The 20,867-nt window shown below is 65.1% G+C and carries 22 protein-coding genes and 1 pseudogene; 12 read left to right on the top strand and 11 right to left on the bottom strand.

The window, feature by feature from the left end; translation table 11 throughout:
* The first annotated feature begins 14 nt into the window (after nt 1-14).
* Nucleotides 15-290, top strand: coding sequence for a hypothetical protein (locus I6F37_RS21185; protein WP_036004252.1), 276 nt, complete (start codon nt 15-17; stop codon nt 288-290).
* Here I6F37_RS21185 and I6F37_RS21180 read toward each other — a convergent pair.
* Nucleotides 287-1,318 (bottom strand): L,D-transpeptidase family protein, encoded by a 1,032-nt coding sequence (locus tag I6F37_RS21180; RefSeq protein WP_225152809.1) that lies wholly within the window; start codon nt 1,316-1,318, stop codon nt 287-289. The genes I6F37_RS21185 and I6F37_RS21180 overlap by 4 nt on opposite strands.
* A gap of 183 nt (nt 1,319-1,501) precedes the next feature.
* On the opposite strand from I6F37_RS21180, the gene I6F37_RS21175 reads away from it, so the two are divergent.
* The gene (locus tag I6F37_RS21175) at nt 1,502-2,464 is read left to right on the top strand and encodes a lytic transglycosylase domain-containing protein (RefSeq protein ID WP_225152572.1); all 963 of its coding nucleotides are present in this window, start codon (nt 1,502-1,504) and stop codon (nt 2,462-2,464) included.
* Nucleotides 2,465-2,507: 43 nt separating this feature from the next.
* Here the strand turns inward: I6F37_RS21175 and I6F37_RS21170 are convergent, their stop codons facing one another.
* On the bottom strand, nt 2,508-3,569 hold the full coding sequence (locus I6F37_RS21170) for a DUF1236 domain-containing protein (protein ID WP_225152570.1): 1,062 nt from the start codon (nt 3,567-3,569) through the stop codon (nt 2,508-2,510).
* Nucleotides 3,570-3,675: 106 nt separating this feature from the next.
* Between I6F37_RS21170 and I6F37_RS21165 the strand changes: the two genes are divergently transcribed.
* Nucleotides 3,676-4,128, top strand: coding sequence for an NUDIX domain-containing protein (locus I6F37_RS21165; protein ID WP_225152568.1), 453 nt, complete (start codon nt 3,676-3,678; stop codon nt 4,126-4,128).
* A gap of 11 nt (nt 4,129-4,139) precedes the next feature.
* Here I6F37_RS21165 and I6F37_RS21160 read toward each other — a convergent pair whose 3' ends face one another.
* Nucleotides 4,140-5,123 carry a tripartite tricarboxylate transporter substrate binding protein gene (locus I6F37_RS21160; protein WP_225112708.1) on the bottom strand — a complete coding sequence of 328 codons (984 nt, stop codon included), beginning with the start codon at nt 5,121-5,123 and terminating at the stop codon, nt 4,140-4,142.
* Nucleotides 5,124-5,552: 429 nt separating this feature from the next.
* Between I6F37_RS21160 and I6F37_RS21155 the strand changes: the two genes are divergently transcribed.
* A complete protein-coding gene (locus I6F37_RS21155; RefSeq protein ID WP_225152567.1) occupies nt 5,553-6,197 on the top strand; it encodes a hypothetical protein in 645 nt (214 codons plus the stop codon).
* Nucleotides 6,194-6,463, top strand: coding sequence for an HGGxSTG domain-containing protein (locus I6F37_RS45570; protein ID WP_036026046.1), 270 nt, complete (start codon nt 6,194-6,196; stop codon nt 6,461-6,463). The genes I6F37_RS21155 and I6F37_RS45570 overlap by 4 nt, the downstream gene beginning before the upstream one ends.
* 113 nt (nt 6,464-6,576) lie before the next feature.
* Here the strand turns inward: I6F37_RS45570 and I6F37_RS21150 are convergent, their stop codons facing one another.
* Both I6F37_RS21150 and I6F37_RS21145 read right to left on the bottom strand, forming a co-directional pair.
* Nucleotides 6,577-6,759: a hypothetical protein gene (locus I6F37_RS21150; protein ID WP_036004233.1), complete on the bottom strand. Its 183-nt coding sequence runs from the start codon at nt 6,757-6,759 to the stop codon at nt 6,577-6,579.
* A gap of 172 nt (nt 6,760-6,931) precedes the next feature.
* The gene (locus I6F37_RS21145) at nt 6,932-7,156 is read right to left on the bottom strand and encodes a DUF3606 domain-containing protein (RefSeq protein WP_036026050.1); all 225 of its coding nucleotides are present in this window, start codon (nt 7,154-7,156) and stop codon (nt 6,932-6,934) included.
* 344 nt (nt 7,157-7,500) lie between these two features.
* Between I6F37_RS21145 and I6F37_RS21140 the strand changes: the two genes are divergently transcribed.
* From I6F37_RS21140 to I6F37_RS21120, 5 genes are all read left to right on the top strand, one after another.
* A complete protein-coding gene (locus tag I6F37_RS21140; RefSeq protein WP_225152565.1) occupies nt 7,501-8,742 on the top strand; it encodes an MFS transporter in 1,242 nt (413 codons plus the stop codon).
* A 67-nt stretch (nt 8,743-8,809) separates the two neighbouring features.
* The gene (locus I6F37_RS21135) at nt 8,810-10,003 is read left to right on the top strand and encodes a M20/M25/M40 family metallo-hydrolase (RefSeq protein WP_225152563.1); all 1,194 of its coding nucleotides are present in this window, start codon (nt 8,810-8,812) and stop codon (nt 10,001-10,003) included.
* Nucleotides 10,004-10,270: 267 nt separating this feature from the next.
* Complete coding sequence (locus I6F37_RS21130; RefSeq protein ID WP_225146169.1) at nt 10,271-11,473, top strand: calcium-binding protein; 1,203 nt, start codon at nt 10,271-10,273, stop codon at nt 11,471-11,473.
* Nucleotides 11,474-11,645: 172 nt separating this feature from the next.
* Nucleotides 11,646-12,731, top strand: a complete 1,086-nt coding sequence (locus tag I6F37_RS21125; RefSeq protein ID WP_225152561.1) for a mandelate racemase/muconate lactonizing enzyme family protein — start codon at nt 11,646-11,648, stop codon at nt 12,729-12,731.
* Between the two features lie 225 nt (nt 12,732-12,956).
* A complete protein-coding gene (locus I6F37_RS21120; protein ID WP_225152808.1) occupies nt 12,957-14,105 on the top strand; it encodes an amidohydrolase in 1,149 nt (382 codons plus the stop codon).
* Nucleotide 14,106: 1 nt separating this feature from the next.
* Here I6F37_RS21120 and I6F37_RS21115 read toward each other — a convergent pair whose 3' ends face one another.
* Nucleotides 14,107-14,322 (bottom strand): hypothetical protein, encoded by a 216-nt coding sequence (locus tag I6F37_RS21115; RefSeq protein ID WP_036004204.1) that lies wholly within the window; start codon nt 14,320-14,322, stop codon nt 14,107-14,109.
* Nucleotides 14,323-14,413: 91 nt separating this feature from the next.
* Between I6F37_RS21115 and I6F37_RS21110 the strand changes: the two genes are divergently transcribed.
* Complete coding sequence (locus tag I6F37_RS21110) at nt 14,414-15,136, top strand: DUF72 domain-containing protein (RefSeq protein WP_225152559.1); 723 nt, start codon at nt 14,414-14,416, stop codon at nt 15,134-15,136.
* Between the two features lies 1 nt (nt 15,137).
* Here I6F37_RS21110 and I6F37_RS21105 read toward each other — a convergent pair whose 3' ends face one another.
* Nucleotides 15,138-16,325 (bottom strand): CaiB/BaiF CoA-transferase family protein, encoded by a 1,188-nt coding sequence (locus I6F37_RS21105; protein ID WP_225152557.1) that lies wholly within the window; start codon nt 16,323-16,325, stop codon nt 15,138-15,140.
* A 142-nt stretch (nt 16,326-16,467) separates the two neighbouring features.
* Nucleotides 16,468-16,935: an EF-hand domain-containing protein gene (locus tag I6F37_RS21100; RefSeq protein WP_225134200.1), complete on the bottom strand. Its 468-nt coding sequence runs from the start codon at nt 16,933-16,935 to the stop codon at nt 16,468-16,470.
* Nucleotides 16,936-17,142: 207 nt separating this feature from the next.
* Here I6F37_RS21100 and I6F37_RS45765 point away from each other — a divergent pair.
* Nucleotides 17,143-18,029 (top strand): annotated as a pseudogene (locus tag I6F37_RS45765) (VOC family protein).
* Nucleotides 18,030-18,059: 30 nt separating this feature from the next.
* On the opposite strand, the gene I6F37_RS21085 reads toward I6F37_RS45765, so the two are convergent.
* The 3 genes from I6F37_RS21085 to I6F37_RS21075 are packed head-to-tail and all read right to left on the bottom strand — an operon-like array spanning nt 18,060 to nt 20,858.
* On the bottom strand, nt 18,060-19,109 hold the full coding sequence (locus tag I6F37_RS21085) for a LacI family DNA-binding transcriptional regulator (protein ID WP_225152551.1): 1,050 nt from the start codon (nt 19,107-19,109) through the stop codon (nt 18,060-18,062).
* On the bottom strand, nt 19,106-19,750 hold the full coding sequence (locus I6F37_RS21080; protein WP_036004213.1) for a ThuA domain-containing protein: 645 nt from the start codon (nt 19,748-19,750) through the stop codon (nt 19,106-19,108). Before I6F37_RS21080 ends, I6F37_RS21085 begins: the two co-directional genes overlap by 4 nt.
* A 10-nt stretch (nt 19,751-19,760) precedes the next feature.
* On the bottom strand, nt 19,761-20,858 hold the full coding sequence (locus I6F37_RS21075) for a Gfo/Idh/MocA family protein (protein WP_225152549.1): 1,098 nt from the start codon (nt 20,856-20,858) through the stop codon (nt 19,761-19,763).
* Nucleotides 20,859-20,867: the final 9 nt, after the last annotated feature.

Here is a 20,867-nt window from a genome sequence, read left to right as displayed (position 1 = left end):
CCGGGGCCAAACGCATGTTCAAAGAGGGATCGCCGATCGCCTATGACGCGCCGGCCGAGCTGAAGAAATGGCCGTCGCTGAAGGGCGAGCGGCAGAAGGATCGCGGGCCGCCCTATCTCGTCTACAACGGCACGCTCGCCGAATGCGTCCGCGAGCTCATGGGCAAGCCGATCAAGGGCATCTCGCTCTACGACATCATGACGACGCCGCAGGCCGCCTTCGATCAAAACGTGCTGTCGCCCGGCGACGCCGCGGAGATCGCGATGCGCAAGGATTTTCCGAAGGACTAGTTCGCGGCACGCTTCGCAGCGGGCGCACCCTGCCGCCTCGATGAGGATTCCGTCGGCGCATCGAGGAAGACGACGGGCATGCCGCGCTTCACGTTCTCGCCGAGCACCCGCGCATCCCAATTGGTGAGGCGAACGCAGCCGTGCGACGCCGACTTGCTGACCTTGTCGGGCTCTGCCGTTCCGTGGATGCCGTAGCCCTGCGCCGACAGGCCGATCCAGTATGCGCCCACCGGATTGTTCGGACCCGGCTTGATGTCGAACGGTCTCTTGGACTTGACGCTCTTGAACTTGTACTCGGGATTGTAGCGGTAGGTCGGCAGTTCATGGCTGGCGGTGACCTTCAGCGTTCCCGTTGGCGTCGGGCGATCCGGACTGCCGACTGACGCCGGATAGAACGCCAGCAGAGCGCCGCTTGCGTCGAACGCTTTCAAGGTCCCGTTGGTCTTATCGACTTCGAGCCGGGCAATGCGCGGCAGCTCGCGCCGCGCCGGAACATTGGCAACGACGATCGTCTCTCCGGCCTTGTCGAAGGTCTTGCCCGGATTGAGCGCCTTGAGCAGATCCGCGCTCATGTGGAATTTCTCGGCAAGTCCTTCGAGCGGGCTGGTGTAGCTCAGCGCGTCCAGCGACTTCATGTCATCGAGCTTGGCCGGCAGCTTCTTTAAGAACGGTCCCTTCACGTCGGCGTCGGTGATCTTGTAGTCGACGAGGATCGGGCCCTCGCTCGCCGCGGTCAGCTTGTCCCAGAGCTCCGGCGCCACAACCTTGTCGGATGCGATGCCGTTCTGCTCCGCGAACGCCTTGAGCGCCTTCTGCGCGTTCTCGCCGAGCTTGCCGTCAATCTCGCCGGGCGAATAATGCGCGCGATCGAGCAGCACCTGAAGCTTCACCACGGCTGCATTCAGCTTGTCGGTGGCCGGTGGCTTCGCAGGACGCGCAGCGTCATTCACCGCAGCAGGCTCGAGATTGCCTGCGAGCGCCGGAGCGACGAGCCACAGCGACATCACCGCGCCTAGTATCCATCGCATCGTCATCGCGCATCCCACTCGCAAACAGCCCGCAAAGCCGCGGAGAGTTTCTCTTCGGGAACACCGTAGTAACACCGAAGGAACCCGAGAGACCGCAGCTTTGCCGCAATCGGACGGTTAAGAACTTCCTGTCGCCGGCGCATCGCTGGCCGTTCATCCCACAGTTCGAGGTTCTCCCAGCAAATGCGATTTGTCGTCGCGGCTTGCGCCGCGTTTCTGCTTCTGATGTGCGATCTCGATCCGTCGGCATCCCGCCAAGCATCACGTTTCGACACCACTGTTCTCAAGAACAATCATGCCTCGTCACTTGTTCCGGTGGTCGAGCTCTTCGTCGCCAGCGTGCAGGCGATCGAGCTTGCCAACGCGCACGCGGCTTACGAGCAGGTGATCGAGCCACCGCGCGCGGTCGAGCCGGTGGTGCAGGCGGAGCCCTCGCCAACCGAACGATTTTGTCACGCGCTGCGCGAGGCCGCCGAATCCAGCGGCATTCCGGTGCCGTTCTTCGCGCGCCTGATCTGGCAGGAGAGCCGCTTCAAGTCCAACGAGGTCAGCCATGCTGGCGCGCAGGGCGTCGCGCAGTTCATGCCGGGGACGGCCGCCGAGGTCGGGCTCGACGATCCCTTCGATCCGATGAAGGCGCTGCCGGCGTCGGCAAAATTCCTGCGCAAGCTGCGCGACGATTTCGGCAATCTCGGCCTTGCTGCCGCGGCGTACAATGCCGGTCCCGGCCGCATCCAGAAATGGCTTGCCAGGCAGAGCGAGCTGCCGCGTGAGACGCGCGACTATGTCCGGATCATCACCGGCACCAAGGCCGAAGACTGGACCGAACGGTCGGAGGCACTCGCGATCCGCATCGACCTGCCGCGCGAAGCGCCATGCGAAGGCATCGGCAGTCTTTCGAAGGCCAAGGACGTCGCCTGGGTTCCGGTGAACCTGACGCCTTCGGTTGCGAACATCATTCGCAAGGCGGAGCAAGTCGCGGCGCGCGTGACGACGAAGGGCGCCCGCAAGCGGCTCGCCACACTGTTGCGGAAGAATGTCACGGCTCCCGCCAAGGCCCGCAGCATGATCGCGGCACGCGCGGCCGGAAAGAGCGCGAAGGCTCGCGCCGTTCGTCTCGCATCGCGCGAACGGACGTCAGGCTAACGATCGGAGCCGCTCGCTTGCGGCGGCTCCGACCTAAATCGACCTAGTCGATCTCCTCGATCACCCGCCGCTCGCGCGGCTCGATGACATAGGTCCGGGTGTCGCGGTGGATGTAGCGATATTCACGCAAGCCCGGCGCATCGCGGTAGACCGTGGTCGGGAACTCCTCGACCTCGACGCTCTCGGGAAGACGGTCACCGACGCGGATCTCACTGCGCGCCGTGCTGCCGGTGGTCCGCACTTCCTTGCGCCCCTCGGTACGGGTTTTCGCATGCTTGCGGATCACCTCGCGATCGCGATCCGAGAACTTGCTGGCGCTGCGCTCGCGCGTGGTCGTTGTCGCCGTGGACTGGCCTGAGTATGGCAGCACCGTCACAATCTTGTAGGTCGCCGGATCGACCACGACGATCTGATCTTTCACCAGCGCAAAGCTGTAGCCGCGATATTGCGGCACGATCTCGACGACGTCGGGCGGCAGCGTCGAGAGGTGCACGTCGCGCGGCACCACCGTGCCGACGTTCAGCGCGAAATTGACGTTGGTCAGCGGCCGCACGTTGAGGTGCGAGATCGACGCGCTGATCTTGGTCTCCTGCTGCTTGTTGAGGTTGACGTCGGCCTGGGCGGCCGCCTGGTTGCTCGTCGGCGCAGTCGGTGCCTGCTGGGCCTGGTTGGTTCCAGATGCGGCCGGTGCCTGCTGGGCTTGATTGCTGGCCGGCGGCGGATTGGACCGGTCCTGTGCCTGGTTGGTGTTCGCAGCTGGCGGATTGGCGCTCTGCTGCGTTGCAGGCTGGTTGCCGGTTGCATTGGAATTTGTCGCACCGCTCTGCGACTGCGCAGTCGAGCCCGTATTGGCGGTGCCGGAGCCGGACGATGGTGGGTTGGTCTGCGTGGTCTGGGCCGGCGTTCCCGACGACGGGGATTGCTGCGGTTGCGATGTGGTCTGCTGCTTGTCGGTCGCGCTCGACTGCGAGCTCGTGGATGGCGCGGTCGAGTTCGACTGGGACTGCGGCGTCTGCTGAGACGGCGGATTCGTGCTGGGCGATTGCGCAAACGCGGCGCTCGCCAGCACCACCCCCAATGCGGTGGTTGCCAACAGGCGGATCATGGTTCACTCCCTTTCATCAAATGAACATTGGCTACTAACCTGCGCTAGGACGCGCAGTTCCACTTTTTCCCGAGGGAAGGCCGCGGCTCTTTTTGCGGAACCTGCAATGCCATCGAAGAGTGCCGGGATCATCGCCTATCGCAAGCGTGGGAACATCGAGGTGCTCCTGGTCCATCCCGGAGGGCCGTTCTGGCGCAACAAGGATCTCGGCGCATGGTCGATCCCGAAGGGTGAATACACGGACGACGCGGAGATCGCGGCGCGACGTGAGTTCGCCGAGGAGCTGGGACAGGAGCTTTCCCTGCCGCTGACCCCGCTGGGCCAGGTCAGGCAGCGCGGGGGCAAGCTCGTCACCGCGTTCGCGGCCGAGCTCGATCTCGACGTGCGCAGCATTCGCAGCAACACGTTCGAGATGGAATGGCCGCCGCGCAGCGGCAAGCGGCAGGCCTTTCCGGAAGTCGACCGCGCCGAATGGTTCACGCTCGACGCGGCGCAGGAGAAGATCAATGCAGGACAGCGTCCGCTGCTCGACCGGCTTAAGCTGCTGATCGGCAGATAGCGCGTCGCGCCCTATTCCGCCTTGATGTTCGCCGCCGCGACCACCTCTGCGAGCTCCTTGGTCTCCTTGGCGATCTTCGCGGCGTAGTCGGCCGGGCTGAGCACGCTGACGACGCCTTGCGCGCCGAGCTTCTCCTCGGCCGAGGGATCCTTGGCGGCGGCGACGATCTCCCGGTGCAGGGTTTCCAGGATCGGCGCGGGTGTTGCCTTGGGCATGAAGAAGCCGACCCAGAACGAGATGTCGAATCCGGGATAGCCGGCTTCCGCCACGGTCGGCACGTCGGGCAGCGCCGGCAGCCGCTCGGCCGAGGACACCGCCAGCGCGCGCAGCTTGCCGGCCTTGACCAGCGGCACGGCGGAGAGCGGATCGAACACCGCCAGCACCTCCTGCGCGAGAATGCCGACCTCGGCGGCCGAGCCGCCGCGATAGGGCACATGGATCAGCTTGATGCCGGCCTTCTGGCTGAGCAGCTCCATGGCGAGATGGGCGAGATTGCCGTTGCCGCCCGAGCCGTAGGCGAGCGCGCCGGGCGCGGCCTTCGCCGCAGCGACGAGATCGGCCACCGACTTGACGTTCGCCGTCTTGGGATTCTCGGGATTGACGACGAGGACGAGCGGCGCCGAGACCACCGTGGTGAGCGACGCAAAGTCGACTTGCGGATCGTAGCGGATGTCCTTGAACAGCGTCTTGTTCAGCGTGATCGTCGACGAGTTGCAGGCGAGCATGGTGTAGCCGTCCGCCTCGGCGCGCGCGACGGCTTCGGCCGCGATCATGCCGTTGGCGCCGGCGCGGTTCTCGACCACGAAGGGCTGGCCGAGCTTGTTGCTCAAGCGGTCGCCAATGATGCGCGCGACGACGTCGACCGGGCCGCCCGCACTGAAGCCGACCATGATCTTGACCGGCCGCGACGGATATTTCTGCGCGAGAGCCTCTGTCGCCGGCGCCAAGGCGCATAGAGCTGCGATGACTGCCAGCAGGCGGGCGGTTCGTTGCATTCGTTCTCTCCCAGACCTCTTGGCGTCGCTTGTGCATGCTTGTTGGTGCGACGCCGTAGAAGTCATGAATAGCGGCCGTGCCGGATTTCGCAATCGCGTTTGAGCGCCGGCATTCCGCCGCACGGCACGTGCGTGCCGCTTCCAATACAAAAGTGCGAAAACAACCCCATGCACAGTAGACCGCCCCTTTCAGAACAAAGGCTTGCGCAGGGCCGAGGAAATTTTTCGGATTTACGAAATAAATTCTGTCGCGTCGGGCAAAACAGTGCCATAATGCCATCATCGCAACAGTCGCGAGCGTCACGGCCTGCCGGTCCGGACCCGTGCCGACGCGGTTGCGTCTAAACCCTTCATCGACATTCCGAAATCCGCATTCGCGCGCAGCGGCGAACGGCCGTTCGCGCTTGCGCGCTCAAAGGACACATGCCCATGACGACAGCTCTCGAACGCCACATCCCCTCGCCGCTCGCGGCATCCGATCGCAGCGTTCCCGCCGCGACCCCGCGCGTAAAACTCTACAAGCGGCGCATTGCGATCCGCCATCCCGACCCGCACACCGGCGAGCGGCTGCTGGCCGAGGCGCTCGGCGCCGCCGACCGCGACGCGATGCACGGCATATTGAGGCAATTGGTCAAGGCCAGCGTGGTCGGGCAGAAGCCGGATGAGGCCAATCTCGCCTTCATGATCTCGACCATCAGGAGCATCGCGCCGAAGGATTCCATCGAGGCCTTGCTGGTCTCCCAGATGGTGTCGGTGCACATGGCGGCGATGCGCTGTGCCTGCCGTCTCGCCTGCACCGACGATCTGACGCAGCAGGAGGGCATCGCCCGCGCCTTGACCCGGCTCTCCCGCACCTTCGCCGCCCAGGTCGAAGCGCTGAACCGCCACCGCAACAGCGACGAGCGCGCGATCACGGTGCAGAATTTGTCGGTGCAGGACGGCGGACGGGCGATCGTGGGCAACGTCACGCAGCATGCCAGCATGATCATTGCGGAGGCTGGCGCAATGGAGACGACTTCGAATGTAGAAACGGGCGCAGGCCGCGAGGTCCATACGAGTGGCGCCTGCGTATGACCGGCGATCACATCCGTCATACCGATGCAATGCAGTCGAGCCCGCGCTGCGGGGCGCAGACGCGCCGCGGTCTCGCGTGCCGCGCGCCAGCCGTGCACGGCAAGCGCCGCTGCCGCATGCATGGCGGCGCGCCAAGATCGGGCGCTCCGAAGGGCAACCGGAATGCATATCAACATGGAATGTGCACACCGGACGCCCGCGCCGAGCGACACCGGATGAAGGCCTTGCTGGAGGACGCTTGGAAGCTGCTGATCGAGTTGAAATAGATTGCGGCCCAGGAGCGACGCGGATGACGCCATTCCGGCGCGAGACATGACCTCAAGAAAACGAAGCTCTGATGGAGCCTTAAGCCAGAAAGCTCGGTGCCGCAGCCATAGAACTAGGGCCGTGTGCTCGCCGGAGCCACAGGGACAATCTGCAGCCCAGCTGCGTTCAGCGCTTCAGTGATTTGCTTGGCCAGCAGCTTGGCTTCCTCAGTGCCGATTTGAGCGTCGGGAAGCCGCTCGAAGAACGCACAAAGCGTCGTCGCTATGATGGTATTGACCTGGTGCGCATCAACCATTTGCTGCACGCGACATTAAGAATGACTTCACCGGCGCGGCGGTCGCCTGCCGGGCCGTGGCGGGTCATCGCAAGCCGAAGAACGAAAGAATGACGGCGATCACAACGATGAGCCCTATGAGGTAGATCAGACTGTTCATCGCAATTCTCCTTTCCCACGTGATGGGTTGGATTCATTCGAGGGTCGTCGCTGCGTCCCTGGCACTACCTTGCTGAACGGCCAGCTTTTCGAGCTCCACTTCCTTCTCGATGGCCGCCAGAGAGTTGCCGATCTTGTCGACGATCCTGACCAGATCGGCATTGGAGATGCGAAGCCGCCTGCGGACCGACTTGACCTGCTCAGCGTTCGCAAGATCGAGCGTCGTGCGAATGGGCCGTGGCGGTCTCGAGGACAGCATGATCAGGTCTCCCTAACCTAGGTAAGAGAGACGATGTCTCCTTTGTTCCTACGTTCGCCAACGGAAGCTCCCAAGAGCGAAGATGATGCAACCGTCGCGCGCACCGCGGAGACGCCCACAACACTTTATCCCCGCGGCGCAACGCCATGACTCCCTACCAGGCTGCGTGCCGTCTCAAAGGTGGTGCGTTGCAATGCGGCTAACCTCTCGGCAATGGCATTGCTCGAGAGGTCGAGTACCAGCCCGAGGTCACATTCCGGCATGAGGGGGGCGCGCTGCCGCCATTGGCACCCGCCCCCTCAATCCTGTAACCCACCCTAAAACCTTCTCGGGACGGGACGCTCATGACCAATGCCGACGACGACGCGGGCACCGCCACCCGCGCGCTGATCTTCGCGCTGGTCGCGCTCGCCTGCGGCCACATGCTGTCGACCCTGCTGCGCACCATTCCGGCGGTGAGCCTCGACCTGATGGCGGCGGATTTCCACATCGAGCCGCAGGCGCTGGCGAGCCTCACGTCGGTCTACCACTTTGCCTTTGCAGCCTCGCAGATCCCGGTCGGCGCGGCGATGGACCGGTTAGGCGTGCGGCCGGTGTCGCTCGCCCTGCTGGCGGGAACCGTGTTCGGCGCGATGGCCTCGGGGTTTGCGACGGGGCCCGAGAGCTTCGCCGTCGGGCAACTGCTGCTCGGCGTCGCCACCTCGGGCATGCTGATGTGCCCGATGACGCTCGCAGCCAAGCAATTGTCGGCGGCGCGATTCGGATTGTGGTCGGGCGCCATCCTCTCGATCGGCAATATCGGCATGCTGCTGTCGGCGAGCCCGCTCGCTTTCGTGATCGATACTTACGGCTGGCGCGCCGGGTTCTGGATCTCCGCAATCGGCGGCATCCTCGTCGCGCTGGCGGTGTTCGTACTGGTGCCGCACCAGCCGGCCGAGCACAAGGACGAGTCCTCGCCGCTGTCGCAGATGATCGATGTGGTCAGGCTCGGCCTGTCACGGCCGCTGCGCGGCGTGATCGCGCTGGCGATGGTGTCGCTGGCGAGCACGCTGGTGCTGCGCGGCCTGTGGGGAGGACCCTGGCTGATGGAGATCAAGGGCCTGACGCGGATCGAGGCCGGCAACCAGCTCGGCGCGTTCACGCTGGCGATGATCGCAGGCCCGCTGCTCGTCGGCATGATCGACCGCAGGCTCGGCCGCCGCCGCGAGCTGGTCGCCGGCACGCATGCGATCGCGGCGCTACTGCTCGCGCTGATGGCGCTGGGAGCGCCGCACTTTGCCGTTGCATGGCTGTTCGGCGTGAACGTCATGCCGCCCTCCTACGATCTGGCATTGTTCGTGCTCATCGGGCTCTTCACCTCGGCGCAGCCGCTGCTGTTCGGCATGTCCAGGCAACTCGTCGATGCGCAGGTCGCCGGCAAGGCGCTTGCGGCCGTCAATCTCGCCTTCTTTCTCGGCACTGCGCTGATGCAATCCGTCACCGGCGCGGTGGCCGCACTCGCGGGGCTGCCGGCGGTGCTGCTGTTCATGGCGGCGGCACTGGCGGTCGGCGTGCTGATTTTCTTGATCTACACGCAGCGCGTCTGAGCCCCTTGCGAAATACGGAAGCGCAGGAGATGCTGCGCCGCCATCCGCATCAAGGGAATTCGAGTCCATGCCTGTCGACACCAAAGCCGCCACCGATCGTCTCATGCGCTTCCTCGCCGTGGAGGGCGTCACCGGGCAGGAGGCGGCGATCGGGCGGGAGCTCACGGCTGCGCTGAAGGAGAGCGGTGTGCCGGCGAAGGCGATCCGGCTCGATGACGCCAACACGCGCATTCCGGTGCCGACCGAGACCGGCAACCTCATCGTCGACCTGCCCGGCCGCGGCGCGCTGCACAACCATCCACGCATCATGTTCATGACCCACATGGACACGGTGCCGCTGTGCGCCGGTGCCAAGCCAAAGTTGACGGGGCGCAAGATCGTCAACGACGCCAAGACCGCGCTCGGCGGCGACAATCGCTGCGGCTGCGGCGTGCTGGTGACGCTGGCCGCCGAGCTCCAAAAGCAGAAGCTCGATCATCCGCCGATCACGCTGTTGTTCTGCGTGCGCGAGGAGAGCGGGCTCTATGGCGCGCGGCACGTCAAGCTCGACGAGCTCGGCAAGCCCGTGATGGCGTTCAACTATGACGGCGGCTCGGCCTCCAACGTCGTGATCGGGGCCGTCGGCGCCGACCGCTGGACCGTCGAGATCTTCGGCCGCGCCTCGCATGCCGGCGTCGCACCCGAGCGCGGCATCTCCTCGACCATGATCATGGCGCTGGCGCTTGCGGACGTGAAGGCCGGCGGCTGGTTCGGCAAGGTCGTGAAGGGCAAGAGGCAAGGCACCAGCAATGTCGGCCCGGTCACCGGCGGCGAAGGCCGCCCCGCGGGCGATGCCACCAATGTCGTCACCGACTACGTGCATGTGCGCGGCGAGAGCCGCAGCCACGACGGAAAATTCTTCAAGGAGATCACCAAGGCCTACAAGGCCGCGTTCGAGAAGGCGGCCAAGAAGGTCACCAACGCGCAAGGCGAGTCCGGCAAGGTCAAATTCAAGGCCGAGACCGACTATTATCCGTTCCGCATGAAGGAGAACCTGCCGGTGGTCAAACGCGCGATCGAGGCGGTGTCTGCCGTGGGCGGAACGGCGAACGTGCGCGCCGCCAATGGCGGCCTGGACGCCAACTGGATGGTCCGCCACGGCGTTCCGACCGTGACCTTCGGTGCCGGCCAGAACGAGGCGCACACGGTCGACGAATGGATCAATCTCGACGAATACGACCGCGCCTGCGCGCTGGCGGTGCAGCTCGCGACGATGCGGTGAGATGGCAAACGGCACGTCATAGCGCTTTAACACGGCTCTGATCTAACGGGTCGATCGCGGCTTCCGTGAAGTCCGCGCCTGTCCCGTGCTGCCATCGATGGCGAGCACCGTCACGCGGTTCCTCGGCCGCAATCAAACCGAGTCAGGAGCAAACCTCCGCCATCAACTCCAAGTAGATTCAGATCCAAGCGTGACCGCAGTGCGTCTCGCCGAGACCTCCGCTGTTTTCAGAGTCACGTGACTGACATGAAATGGGAGTGATGCGCCATGCGCACGATGCCGAACGACACCCTGATTCTCACCTTTCCGGACTTCAGCCAAACCGCGACCATCGTCGGGGATCCCAACTTCCCGATCGACGGCTGGGGCGGGAACGACACGGTGACGGCAACCATCCTCAACGCGGACGTGTTCGTTACGCTGATCGGCGAAGACACGGTCATGCAGGGCAATTCCCACGGCGGCAACGACACGCTCACGGCGAACGTGGATTATCCCTTCAGCGGCGCCACCATTATGGGCGACGCCGAGACCATGTTGGGCAATGCTGCAGGCGGCAGCGACACGCTCACCGCCGACGCCGGCGGCAATTTCCGCTCCAACATCTCCATTTACGGAGATGCCGGAGGCGACATGTCGGGCAACACGCAAGGCGGCAATGACACGCTCACAGGCGTGACCGGTGGGCGGGCCTTCGAGAACGTGTTCAGTGGCGATGCCGGGGGATCCATGAGCGACAACGCGCATGGCGGCAACGACACGCTGAACGTATTCGAATATGCATACGAAAGCACGGCGACCCTCAGTGGGGATGCCATCGGTGCCATGACCGGCAATACAATCGGTGGCAACGACGACCTCACGCTCGGCATCAGCAGTGGCATGGCGATCGGAGGTGGAACGCTGGCCGGCGATTCGCTCACGTCATTGACCGACAATGCCCAGGGTGGCAACGATACCCTGACCTTCGTGACGAATGGCGGCGAGCCGCCGCCGGCCGTCTACGGCTCCCAGCTGATTGGCGACGCCATGAACATGTCCGGCAGTGCGCGTGGCGGCAATGACATCCTCAATGGCGGAGAGTTCACTGATCATCTCTACGGCGATGCGCGGACTTATGCGCCATCTACCCCTGGCTCCATCACTGGCGGCACGGACACGCTCAACGGCGGCGCGGGTAATGATCAGCTGTGGGGCGGGCCGAACAACGATGTCTTCGTCTTCACGGCCGGCTCCGGCAACGACGTCATCAACGACTTCAATCAAGGCAACATGGCGGTCGGCAGCACCGCGGGGGAACTCGACGTGATCAACCTGCACGACTACGGTTTTGCCGACTGGGCGACCCTGTCCGGCCTCATCAGCGATGACAGCTCGGGCAATGCGGTGATTCACCTCACTGCCAATGACACCATCACCCTGAGCGGAGTGCATGCGGCCTCGCTGGAGGCGACGGACTTCATAGTCTAGCGTAAGGTGGGTTAGCCCCGCGGATTGCGCGAAGCGCAAACCGCTAGGCGTAACCCACCACTGTTCGTATCCGCAGAGACAGAAGAGGTGGGTTACGCCAGCGGACTGCGCTTCGCGCATCCGCTAGCTAACCCACCCTACGAAGAAGAAGAACCAAAGACAGGGAGGCACCATGCCGCGCATCGCAAACATCGAGACCGGGCTCTACCGGATCCCCCTCCCCATCACGCTGTCGGACTCCACGCATGGCGACATGACGGCGTTCGAGCTGATCACCTGCCGCATCCGCGATGCCGATGGCGCCGAGGGCGTCGGCTACACCTATACGGTCGGGCGCAACGGCGGGGCTGTGGCCGACATTCTCAAGCGCGAGATCCCGCCGCTGGTCGAAGGACGCGAGGCCGACGATACCGAGGCGATCTGGCATCATGTCTGGTGGGGGCTGCATTATGGCGGGCGCGGCGGGCCGGCGGTGCTGGCGCTCTCGGCACTCGACATCGCGCTGTGGGATCTGAAGGCGCGGCGCGCCAAGCTGCCGCTGTACCGCCTGCTCGGCGGCTTCGATGCGCACGTGCCGTGCTACGCCGGCGGCATCGACCTCGATCTCTCCGTCGATGCGCTGCTCAAGCAGACCGATGGCAACCTCGCCAAGGGTTTTCGCGCCATCAAGATGAAGGTCGGCCGGCCCGACCTCAAGTCCGATGTCGCGCGCATCTCCGCGATGCGGCAGCATCTCGGCGACGGCTTTCCGCTAATGGCGGATGCCAACATGAAATGGACGGTCGAGGAGGCGATCCGCGCCGCGCGTGCTTTCGTTCCTTTCGACCTCACCTGGCTCGAGGAGCCGATCATCCCCGACGACGTCGCGGGCCATGTGCGTATCATGCAGGCGGGCGGCGTGCCGATCGCAGCGGGCGAGAATCTGCGCTCGCTGTGGGAGTTCAAGAACTACATCGCCAGTGGCGCGGTGTCCTACCCGGAGCCCGACGTCACCAATTGCGGCGGCGTTTCCGCCTTCATGAAGATCGCGCGGCTGGCGGAGGCGTTCAACCTGCCCGTCACCAGCCATGGCGCGCATGACATCACCGTGCACCTGCTCGCGGCCTGCCCGAACCGATCCTATCTGGAGGCGCACGGCTTCGGGCTCGACAAGTATATCGAGCATCCGCTGGTGCTGAAGGACGGGCTGGCGCTGGCGCCCGATCGGCCGGGTCATGGGATTGGGTTCGATTGGAAGGGGCTGGCGAAGCTGGCGTAACACCCATTGCTCGTCATTCCGGGGCGCGACGAAGTCGCGAACCCGGAATCTGTTGGGCCGCGGAGCTCGCTGCACGATGGATTCCGGGTTCGCGCCAAGAGGCGCGCCCCGGAATGACGGAAAAAGCGCACATTGCTGCACGCGAGGCATTCCAAGGCGCAGGGTGCATGGCGGTGATAATCCTTTATGCTGACGGCAACCGACACCTTGCGAAAGACCCCTGCCTTGTCCCCCGAACTGCACCAGAAACTGACCGTGTGGCGCCGGCATCTGCATGCCCACCCGGAGCTGTCGCTCCAGGAGAAAGAGACCTCTGCCTTCGTGCAGGACAAGCTCACAGAGCTCGGCATTCCCTTCCAGGCTGGCATCGGCGGCCACGGCATCGTCGCGACCTTGAGGCGCGGCCACGCGCAGAGGCGGGTCGGCCTGCGCGCCGACATGGATGCGCTGCCGATCACCGAGGATACCGGCCTGCCCTATGCTTCAAAGACATCCGGCGTGATGCATGCGTGCGGCCATGACGGCCATACCGCCGCGCTGCTGGGCGCTGCGGCGCTGCTCGCCACTGATACCGATTGGAGCGGCACGGTCGATTTCATCTTCCAGCCGGCCGAGGAAGGCTTTGGCGGCTCGCGGGCGATGGTCGCGGCCGGGCTGTTCGACCGCTTTCCGATGGAGCGGATATTCGGCTTCCACAACTGGCCGGGCCTTGCCGCCGGCACCATCGCCGTGCACGACGGCGTCGTCATGGCCTCCGGCGGGCGCATCAACATCACGATCGAGGGCCACGCCGGGCACGCCGGCATGCCGCATCTGACGCGCGATCCCGTGGTGGCGGCCGGGCACCTCATCGTCGCGCTGCAATCGGTCACCTCGCGCGGCGTCGATCCGCTCGACACCGCCGTGCTGTCGCTCTGCACGATCGAAGGCGGCACCGCGCCGAACCAGATCGCCGGACGCGTCACCATCCGCGGCACGCTGCGCTACCACCGCGAGGCGGTCAAGGACGTCATCCTCGACGGCATCACGCGTACCTGCGCCGGGATCGCGACCAGCTTCGGCGTCAAGGTCACGCCCGAGATCGTCTGGGGTGTCGGCGTCGTGATCAACACGCCTGATGAGGCCGACCTCGCGCGCATCGCCGCAGAGAAGGTGCAGGCGCCGGTGCGGCGTGATCTCGCGCCGAGCATGGCCGGCGAGGATTTTGCCCATTATCTGCAGCAGCGGCCCGGCGCCTTCGTCTGGATCGGCAATGGCGAGTTGCGCGATGGAGCCGAGCTGCACGGCCCGCGCTACGATTTCAACGACGCGATCCTGCCCGTCGCCTCGCGCTGGATGGCCGAAGTCGCCAAGGCGGCGCTGGCGACGAATTAACTCAGGAGATTTCGCGCGGCAGCTTCCAGTCCGGCCGCGGCGCGAATGTCTCGTCCACGCGCTCGACGTGATATCCGGCTGGCAGAAGGTGGCCGCCCTCCTCGTCGGCAACGGGCACGTCGGTGACGAGGCCCTCGATCAAGGCGGCTTCCCACACTTCCTTCTCGGTCGGAAAGGGATTGCCGATCTGCTTGTCGCCTTCGAACAGCGCGTACATCGGTTCCGGTCCTCACCGTTGATGCTCACGAGAAACGTATCGGCCGCACGGACGTTCCCTCTGGCAAATGGCAACGGATGGTACGTGAAACATGGCGCGCGTTCTGATCGGAACTTCGGGCTGGCACTACGCCTCCTGGCGCGGCCCGTTCTTCCCCGAGGGCGTGACGCTGAAGCAGCAGCTCAGCTACTATGCCGGGCAGTTCGACACCACGGAGCTGAACGGGGTGTTCTACCGCACGCCGACGCCGGAGGCGGTGAAGGGATGGCGGGAGCAGACCGGCCGCGATTTCGTGTTCGCCTGGAAGGCGTCCAAGTTCATCACGCACTGGAAGCGCCTGTCGGACCGCTCCGTCAACAGTCTGGAGCTCTTGGAGGAGCGCATCTCCCGGCTCGGCGGCAAGGCCGGCCCGATCCTGTTCCAGTTGCCGCCGCAATTCGAGGCGAATGCGGACCGGCTCGCCTCGTTCTTCAAGCTGCTGTCGCGAAAGCGGCGTTACAGTTTCGAATTCCGCCATCCGAGCTGGTATCAGCCGCGCATCCTGCGCATGCTGGCTGAGGAGAACATCTCGCTGTGCCTGTCCGATCATCACGACGCGCCGGCGCCGTGGAAGCGCACGGCGGATTTCGTCTATGTGCGCGGACACGGGCCAAGCGGGCGCTATCACGGGCACTATACCAAACCCACGCTGGCGCAATGGGCTAGGCGCATCAAGTCGTGGAAGCGGCAGGGCTGCGACGTCTACGTCTATTTCGACAACGACCAGAAGAGCGCAGCACCGGCCGATGCCAAGGCGCTGAAGCAGCTGCTGTGAGTTAGATGATGCCGCCTTGCCGGAGCGCCGCGATCTCGTCTGCATTGTAGCCGAGGTCGGCGAGGACGCGGTCGGTGTGCTCGCCGAGCGTCGGCGGACGGTGCGCGATCTCCCCCGGCGTTTCCGACAGCCGCACCGCGGCGCGGGCGACCGGCGCCTGCTTCGGCAAGCCCGGATAGTCGACGTCCTGCATGAAGCCGCCGGCGCGGATGTGCGGATGATCCAACGCCTGTTGCGGCGAGAGCACGGGACCGGTCGGAATCATCGCCTGGCCCAGCGTGTCGACGGCCTCCTGCGTGGTGCGCTCGGCGCACCAGCGCGCCATCCGCTCGCTGATGATGCGGCCGTTATTGCCGCGGCTGATGTCGTCGGCAAAGCGCGGATCGTTCAGCCACACCTCCTCCTCGCCCATCAGCCGCGCCCAGCGCTTGAACAGCGGATGGCCGGTGACCTGGCACAGCACCCAGCCGTCTTTGGTGCGGTAGATGTCGGCGGGCGCGGCGGTCTGGCCGAGATTGCCGGTCGGCACGCGGTTGACGTCGATGACGGCCTGCTCGATCAGCGTGGCATTGGTGAAGGACAAAGCGGTTGCGAGCAGCGCACCCTCGACGATCTGCCCCCGCCCGGACTTGCCGCGCTCGATCAGCGCCGCGAGCGTGCCGAACGCGCAGTGCAGCGCAGTGCCGAAATCGACCCAGTTCACCGCGGCGCGGTACGGCGGATCCCCGCTGCCGGTCATGTAGACCGAGCCCGACATCACCTGGCCGACGCCGTCGAAGCCGACGCGGTCGGACCACGGGCCCGGCCCGCCGAACGCGGTCGCCGTGGTCAGGATGATGTCCGGCTTGATCGCCTTCAGCGATTCGTAGTCGAGCTTCATCGCGCGCAGGGTCTGCGGCGGCAGATTGGCGACCACGACATCAGCGGTCGCGATCAGGCGGCGCATCACCTCCTGGCCTTCCGGCTTCATCGGATCGAGCGTGATGCCCTTCTTGTTGCGATTGATCTGGAGGAACAGCGCGCCCTCGCCGCCTTCACCCACCGGCGCGACGAACCGATCCTCGCTGCCGTCGCGCTTCTCGACCCGGATGACCTCGGCTCCGAACTCGGCCAGCAAGGTGGCGCAATAGGGCCCGGCGATATAGCGCCCGAAATCGAGCACGCGCACGCCCTCCAAGACTCCTCCCATCACACCCTTCCCTGTTTTTTTGCAGATTACAGGGACTGGCCGCCAGGGCAAGTTGGGAAGCGCGCATGCGATTTTCATCGTCACATCGCGAACGGCCCCGATGAAGCCGCAGTTCGTGTGCCCGCCTTGAGGTTCCCGCTCGCTATTGCTGCGGGGCGGAGCCCTTGCTCCTGTGCATGAACGCCATCATCTCCTCGAAAGTGAGCTTGCCGTCCTTGTCGCGATCCATTGCCTTGAAAATGCGTTCATGAGCGACCTGAAACTCGGGCAGCGAGACGTTCCCGTCTCCATCAGCATCCATCAGCGCGTAGACGATGCGGAAGACGACCGGCGGCTCCATGGCGGTACCGCCCATCGCGCCATGCCCTTTCATTCCTTGTCCCATCATTCCCTGTCCCATCATCCCGCGCCCCATCATTCCCATCATGTCTCCACCGCGCATCGGGCTCTGCCGCTCGGCGGATGGGTTGGCAGGAGAACTCGACTGCGGGGATGCCTGCGTCTGCTCCTGTCCGGGATGATGACCTTGATGGTCCGCTGGCGATTGAGCCAGAGCTGGCTGGCCCAGGATGGCGAGCAGCAACGCTGCAGCAACGGTTCGACCTAGCATGACGCTTCCTCCGGCCTTGATGTCGGTCCGACGAGCTTGCCGAACGTCATCGGAATTATCTTGAGCCAAATCAAAAAGGCGGCTGGTGGGCCAGGTTTTTCACCCCGCCCCGTGCGGAGGAAGCGGCGCGGTCACCTACGGAAACTCGACGGCCGGAAACTATGCTCTAAGATGCACCCGTTCGTCCCCAGCGAGAAGTGCACACCCATGCCGCAGCAATTTGATCGGTCCGCAGAAGATCTCGGCAACGCCATCCATTTCGAGCACGTCAACATCCAGGTCCCGGACCAGCGCCTCGCCACGCTGTTCTACGTCGCCGGGCTCGGGCTCACCCGCGATCCCTATCTGATGGTGTCCGACACCAACATGTGGATCAATGCCGGGCGGAGCCAGTTTCATCTGCCGAGCGGCCGGCCGCAGGTGCTGCGCGGACATATTGGCCTCGTCATCGAAGGCCGCGAGGCGCTGCTGGCGCGGCTTGCAACGGTCGCGAAGAAACTCGAGGGCACCGCGTTCGCATTCACCGAGCATAACGACCATGTCGAGGCGGTTTGCCCCTGGGGTAACCGCGTGCGCTGCTACGAGCCCGACGCGGCGCGGTTTGGCCGGATCGCGCTCGGCATTCCCTATGTCGAGTTCGACGTGCCAAGGGATCGGCAGCCGGCATCTGCGCCTTCTACCCTGAAGTCATGGGCATGCCCGCGAGCCTGCGGAACGGCGATGGCACTGTGGCCGCCGTGAAGACGGGCCGCAACCAGCATCTGCTGTTCCGCGAGACCGACCGGCCGCAGGCCGACTATGACGGCCACCACGTGCAGATGTACATCACCGACTTCTCCGGCCCCTACCGCAAGCTGCTCGCGCGCAAGCTGATCTCCCGCGAGGACAATCAATACCAGTACCGGTTCTGCGACATCGTCGATCTCGACAGCGGCAAGCCGCTGTTCACGGTCGAGCACGAGGTGCGCTCAGCGACCCATCCGATGTTCATGCGGCCGATGGTCAATCGCAATCCGGCGCTCAACAACCGCAACTACGCCTTCGGCCACGACGAGTCGTCCTGGGCGATGGGGCCGGATCAGTACGAGGGATAATCCTCACGCGGCGCTTCCGTGCGCTTCACGCTACGGCAAATTGTCCCGCAGGAAGATGTCGATGCGGATGCGCTCCTGGTCGGGGCTGATCGGCTCGCCCGAACAATGCGCGAGCAGGACTCGCGCCGCAGACCGCGCCTCATGGCCGGCATCCTGGTTGATGACGGCGTCGAGCGTGCCGCGCACCAGGAACCGCCTGGTGTGCTCGGTCAGCTCATGGGTGATCCAGACCACCTCGCGCGCGCGGCCCGAGGCCTCGAGCGCATCGGCGATGCCGCGGTTTCCGGCGCCGCAACAATAGATGCCGCGGAGATCGGCGTGGCGGGCGAGCAGCGCGGCCGTGAGGTCCCGGGTGCGGTCACTGTCGTCGCGCCCCTCGATGACAGGCAGTGCGGACAGGCTCGCATACTCGCTCGACAGGATCTGGTGGAAGCCGAACTGCCGTTCGGTGTGGTCGCGCAGCGACAACGATCCCGCAATCACGGCGACGGTGCCCTCGCGCCCGGCAAGGAAGCGTCCCATCAGCGTGGCGGCGGTGCGGCCCGCGGCCGGATTGTCGATCCCGACATAATGCACCCGGGACGAACTCGGCGCGTCCGACACCAGGGTGACCACGGCAACCCCGCGCGCGACGAGCTCGTCGATCGCGGCGCGCACCCGGGGATGATCGAGCGCGATGACGGCGACGCCCTGATAGGCCGGCGAGAGGTTCTCCAGCGCACGGGCAAGGACATCGGGGTCGAACACGTCGACATGGTGGATGTCGATGAAGCCGCGATGGCCGGCGAGCCAGTCCGCGGTGCGCGCGACCTGCTCGCTGAGGTTGGTCATGAAGCTGTTGCTGCCGGTCGGCAGCACGAAAGCGAAGCGGAAGGTCTGCCCGCGGGCGAGCCGCGCCGCGGCAACATCGGCGCGATAGCCGAGCTTCGCCACCGCGGCCTCGACACGCGCGACGGTCTTGGCGCGGACACCCTCGCGCCGGTTGACGACGCGATCGACGGTGGCGAGCGAAACGCCCGCCGCGCGCGCGACGTCCTCGAGCGTGGCCCGAATCACCGGCTGGGTCGCGCCTTCAGTCATTCGCGCGCGGCCCACAGCATGCCGCGGGTCATCAACGTCCGGATCTCCGGCACGTCGAGCTCGTAGGCGCGGTGGCCCAGCGAGGAATAGAATACCCTCCCCGCGCCATAGCGCTTCTTCCACACCACCGGCATCACCACGCCCTCGATCCAGGGCGCGTGCTCACCGGTGAAGGTCGTCGTTGCCAGGACCTCGATGGCGGGATCGACATGCATATAATATTGCTCGGACCGATGCTCGAAGCTCTTCAGACCCGTCATGATCGGATCGTCCGGCTTCGTCAAGTCGACCTTGTAGTCGATGATGTTGCCGGGATGGGCGACCCATTGCCCGCCGCACAGGAACTGGTAATCGACCGATTCGCGGAAGGCATCGCACATGCCGCCATGATGGCCGGCAAGCCCGACGCCGCTGCGCACCGCATCGCAGAGGTTGAGCGCTTCCGCCTTCTCGATCTTCGACATCGTGTAGATCGGTATGATCAGCGACAGATCGTGGATCGCGGGATCGGCGAAGGCTGCCGTCGTGGTTTCGATCCGCACCTCGAAACCTTCGGCCTTCAGCCAGCCACGGATCATCGACGCGCAGAGATCGGGATCGTGTCCCGGCCAGCCGCCCCATACAATCATTGCCTTGCGCATGGTCATTCCCTCAATCGATCTGTCCGGTTTCGCGTCCCGCCGGCAGCATCGCCGGCCGCTCGACGCGGCTCTCGATCTTGACGCGGCGGCCCTCGTCGGCGGAAGTCTGGAACGCCTCCATCACCTCCAGCACGTGGAGGGCGAGCGCGCCGCTGGCGCGATGCGGTCGGTCGTTCAGGATCGCGCCAGCCATGTCGGCGACGCCGATCGAGCGGAACTCGCCCTCGACGTGGCCGTGCGTCAGCGGCATCACCTCCCATTCGCCGCCGGTTTTGGCCACCTGAACCTCGCCGCCGAAGCGATTTGGATCCGGCACCAGCATGCTGCCCTTGTCGCCGTAGATCTCGATCGGCGCATGCCGATGTTTCGGCACGTCGAAGCTCATCGTGATCGACACGACCGCCCCGCTTTCGAACTCCAGCGTCCCCGCGACATGGGTCGCGACCTCGACCGGAATCAGCGCGCCGTTCATCGGCTGGCTGGTAACGAGGCGCTCGTTCCTAGGGCGCGCGGTCGAGCCCATCACGCTGGCGACCGGACCGAGCAATTGCACGAGGTCGGTGATGTAATACGGCCCCATGTCGAGCATCGGCCCGCCGCCGCGCAGGTAATAGAAGCCGGGCGCCGGATGCCAGCGCTCGTGGCCGGGGCAGCCGAAGAAAACGCTGCCCGCGACGGGCGTGCCGATCGCGCCGTCGTCGATCAGCTTGCGCGCGGTCTGATGGCCGCCGCCAAGGAACGTGTCGGGCGCGCAGCCGACGCGCAGGTTCTTCTGCGCGGCAAGCTCCATGACCTTGCGCGCTTCAGCGACATTGATGCCGAGCGGCTTCTCCGAATGGACGTGCTTGCCGGCGTTCAGCACCGCCAGGCTGACATCGGTGTGGGCGAGCGGCACCGTGAGATTGACGATGATTTCGACATCGTCTCGCTTCAACAATTGGTCGACCCGCATTCCCGGCAAGCCGAAGGCCGCGCCCTGGCGTTCCGCAATCTCGCTGCGCATGTCGGCGAGCGCCCTGACCTCCATGACCGGAAAGCGCTGGGCCGCCTTGAGATAGGCGGTGCTGATCACCCCGCAGCCGATGATTCCGATGCCGACTTTTCTCATGTTATCTCC

Source organism: Bradyrhizobium sp. NBAIM08 (assembly GCF_020193935.1).
Lineage (GTDB): Bacteria > Pseudomonadota > Alphaproteobacteria > Rhizobiales > Xanthobacteraceae > Bradyrhizobium > Bradyrhizobium yuanmingense.
Note: the sequence above shows the minus strand (reverse complement) of the source record. Positions and strands in the feature narration are given on the sequence as shown.